Source organism: Planktothrix sp. FACHB-1355, from assembly GCF_014748295.1.
Classification (GTDB): domain Bacteria; phylum Cyanobacteriota; class Cyanobacteriia; order Cyanobacteriales; family Aerosakkonemataceae; genus Aerosakkonema; species Aerosakkonema funiforme_A.
Window position 1 is genome coordinate 1 of record NZ_JACJUP010000612.1, and the last position, 4,043, is coordinate 4,043.

A 4,043-nucleotide genomic window follows, 5' to 3' on the forward strand; every position below is an offset into this window, starting at 1 on the left:
AGATGTGTCAAAATCACACAACTTCCTAAAAAATCATGGGGGAAGAAACGCAGTTAAAGGATTGGCTATTCGTAAAACTGACAGGCCGCTGGATATTAATTCTAGCCGTTGCTGCCTCTCTGGGCACTACCGCCTTGGGTTTATACAAGTTTAACGAATTCAAGAACGCACAAAACAAACAGCCAGAACCCGTCGCCACCGCGCCAGCAAAAATCGAGGTGACAGCCTTGGGGCGTTTAGAACCGCAAGGCGAACTGATAAAACTCTCTGCGCCTAGTTCTTTGGAAGGAACGCGGGTGGCACGCTTGCTGGTGAAACAGGGAGATAAAATTGAAAACGGGCAAATAATTGCCTTTTTGGATAGCTACGAACAGCGTTTGGCATCTTTGGAAGAAGCCAAAAGACAAGTGCAAATTGCCCAAGCTAATCTGGCTAAAGTAAAAGCTGGGGCAAAAGCGGGGGAAATTGGGGCGCAGAAAGCTGAAATCACTCGCTTGCAAGCACAACTGGATGGAGAGAAGAAAACTCAACTCGCCACCATCGCCAGACTGCAAGCACAACTGGATGGAGAGAGAAAAACTCAACTCGCCACCATCGCCAGACTGCAAGCGCAACTCGATGGGGAAAAGAACGCTCAAAAGGCAGCTATTGCTAGGCTGCAAGCGCAACTCGATGGGGAGAGGAAAACTCAACTTGCCACCATCGCCAGACTGCAAGCGCAACTCGACGGGGAAAGGAAAACTCAACTTGCTACTATTGCGAGATTGCAAGCGCAACTGGATGGGGAGAGAAAAACTCAACTTGCTACTATTGCGAGATTGCAAGCTCAGCAGAACAATGCGGTAGCGGAATTTGAACGCTATCAAATCCTATACAAACAAGGTGCTATCGACACTTCCAGATTTGACAGTAAACGTTTGGAATTGGAAACTTCCCAACAGCAGGTAAATGAAGCGCAAGCTAGTCTGAAAAGGACTCTGGAAACTCTGATTCAGCAAATTAATGAGGCGCAAGCTACCCGCAACCAAAGTGAGGGAACTTTGCGAGAGCAGATTAATGAAGCTAAAGCTAATTTGACGAAGACCGATCGAACTTTGATTGAGCAGATTAATGAAGCTAAAGCTAATTTGACGAAGACCGATCGAACTTTGATTGAGCAGATTAATGAAGCTAAAGCTACGCTGATCAAGACAGAACAAACTTTAGTTGAGCAGATTAATGAAGCCCAATCGACGCGCAGCCAAACTATAAATACTTTGCTCGAACAAATCGAGCAGGCTAAAGCAACTTTAAACCAAATTGCCGAGGTGCGCCCGACGGATGTGCAAGCGGCGCAAGCGGAGATCGATAAAGAGATGGCTACAGTCAGAAAGGCACAGACAGATTTGGATTTGGCTTCTGTGCGATCGCCCCTCGTCGGTCAGGTTTTGAAAATTAATGCCCGTCCCGGCGAACGCATCGGCGATAATGGCATTATCGAACTCGGACAAACTGACCAAATGTATGTAGTGGCAGAAGTTTATGAAACCGAAATCGATCGGGTGCGTTTGGGTCAACCGGCTAGTGTTTCTAGCAGCGCTTTCACTGGTAAATTAAAAGGAACTGTTGACCAACTCGGTTTAAAAATAGGCAAGAAAAATATTCTTAATGATGACCCCGCAGCCGATCAAGATGCTAGAGTCGTGGAAGTAAAAATTCGTCTCGACGAATCCGATAGCAAGCGAGTCGCCGGCTTGACTAACTTGCAGGTGGAAGTGGCAATTGATGTTTCGCCGACCTCATCTAATAATACGGATATTCCAGAGATATCTCCAGCGGGGGAACGGGGGAGTGGGGGAGCAGAGAAACAATCAATTATGAACAATCAACTATGAAAGTACCTCTAGCATGGCTCCAACTGACTCGCGAAAAAATGCGCCTCGTAGTTGCACTGGCAGGGATCGGTTTTGCCGACTTGCTTATGTTTATGCAACTGGGTTTTAAAACTTCTTTGTTTGAAAGTGCGATCGCTATTCACAAGCGCTTTCAAGGAGACTTGGTTTTAATCAGTCCTCGCTCGGAATTTATCGCCCAAATGGTGAGCTTTCCTCGCACTCGTTTGTATCAAGCGAAAGGATTTGAAGGTGTAGAATCGATTAGCTATTTGTATATTGCACCGGGAAAATGGAAAAATCCAGCTAATCCCAGTTACAATCGCTCGATATTTATTTTCGGTTTCGATCCGGAAAGACCAGTTTTTGATATGCCAGAAGTTAATCAGCAACTGGATAGGATAAAATTGCCGGATGTTTATCTATTTGACCGCAAATCTAGGGCTGAATTTGGGCCTGTGGCCGAGCAATTTGAAAAAGGAAATCCTGTTGTAACTGAATTAAGCGATCGCAAAATCAAAATAGGAGGATTGTTTGACCTTGGCGTGTCGTTTGCAGCCGATGGGAATGTCATCACCAGCGATTTGAATTTTATTCGCGTTACCAAACGCTCTATGGACACAATTGATGTGGGTTTTATCAAACTAAAACCGGGTGCAGACCCGCAAGCTGTCCTGGAAAATATGCAGAAAAAGTTGCCCGACGACGTGAAAGTGCTGACGATGGAAGGGTTTATTCAAATGGAGAAAAAATACTGGGAAACCGGCACAGCGATCGGCTTTATTTTTGGTTTGGGTGTAGCGATGGGATTTATTGTTGGCATCGTGATTGTTTATCAAATACTTTATACCGATGTGGCAGATCATTTGCCTGAATATGCTACACTAAAGGCTATGGGATATACCGACTTGTATCTTTTAGGTGTGGTATTCCAAGAAGCAATTTTACTTTCAATATTAGGCTACATTCCCGGATTTGTGATTTCTTTGGGATTGTACAATCTCGCTAAAAGTGGCACTGGTTTACCGATGGGAATGACCTTCGATCTGGCATCAACAGTGTTTGTATTAACGGTCGTGATGTGCTTTGTATCGGGTGCAATAGCAGTGCGTAAACTACAAGGCGCAGATCCGGCGGATATCTTTTAATATCAAGTCAAAAGTCAAAAGTCAAAAAAGAGAATGGGCTAGTGGGACTTGACCGCTTATAAATAAACAACGAACAATCACCAATGAGCAATCAACCAGTTGTTTTAATTGAAAATCTCAACCATTACTTTGGGCAAGGTTCCCTCAAAAAACAAGCTTTATTTGATATTAACCTAGAATTAAGAAGGGGAGAAGTTGTCATCTTAACCGGGCCGTCAGGGTGTGGAAAAACCACCTTACTAACGTTAATTGGGAGTTTGCGATCGCCTCAAGAAGGCAGCTTGAAAATTTTAGGCCGAGAAATGCGGGGTGCCGGCAAAAAACAACAAGTAGAAATTCGTCGGCAGATTGGCTATATTTTCCAAGCACATAACTTGCTGAAATGCTTAACTGCCGAACAAAATGTGCGAATGTCGATGGAACTGCACAATGGCATTTCTGTACGAGAAGTGAAAGCAAAATCGGTGGCTATGCTAGAGGCTGTAGGCTTGGGAAATCGAGTCGATTACTATCCGGATAACCTTTCTGGGGGACAAAAACAACGGGTAGCGATCGCACGCGCCTTAGTAAGTCATCCCAAATTAGTTTTAGCAGACGAACCCACCGCTGCGCTAGACAGCAAATCAGGTCGCGATGTCGTGGAATTAATGCAGCGTTTGGCCAAAGAACAGGGGTGTACCATCTTAATGGTGACTCACGACAACCGCATTTTAGATGTAGCCGATCGCATCGTTAGTATGGAAGACGGTCGTTTGATCCAAGATACAACCGCAGCCCTTGCATCTCATAGTTAGCCGACAGGAGAATTTTTTACAGGACTTACGCCTCTTGTGACTCAATTGATATCAAAAAACTATAACCCATTGCTTTATTGGACTATTGCCTGCCATAAATGCGTTTTCGATCGCACCGCTCGGTTTCGGAATAACCACGCGGGCGCTGATGCAAATCGGGTTAGTCTGAGCAATTTTAGATTTTAGATTGAGGATGAACGGTAAAAATGCGTTGCAGTACACCCAATCCC

3 protein-coding genes are annotated in these 4,043 nt (G+C 44.8%); all 3 read left to right on the forward strand.

What is annotated here, in order from left to right; translation table 11 throughout:
• Positions 1 to 35 precede the first annotated feature (35 nt).
• The 3 genes from H6S82_RS21600 (at position 36) to H6S82_RS21610 (ending at position 3,813) form a co-directional block, all read left to right on the forward strand.
• Positions 36 to 1,874, forward strand: a complete 1,839-nt coding sequence (locus tag H6S82_RS21600) for an efflux RND transporter periplasmic adaptor subunit (RefSeq protein WP_190472563.1) — start codon at positions 36 to 38, stop codon at positions 1,872 to 1,874.
• Complete coding sequence (gene devC, locus H6S82_RS21605) at positions 1,871 to 3,019, forward strand: ABC transporter permease DevC (protein WP_190472566.1); 1,149 nt, start codon at positions 1,871 to 1,873, stop codon at positions 3,017 to 3,019. Before H6S82_RS21600 ends, devC begins: the two co-directional genes overlap by 4 nt.
• A gap of 83 nt (positions 3,020 to 3,102) precedes the next feature.
• Positions 3,103 to 3,813, forward strand: a complete 711-nt coding sequence (locus H6S82_RS21610; RefSeq protein WP_190472569.1) for a DevA family ABC transporter ATP-binding protein — start codon at positions 3,103 to 3,105, stop codon at positions 3,811 to 3,813.
• Positions 3,814 to 4,043 lie beyond the last annotated feature (230 nt).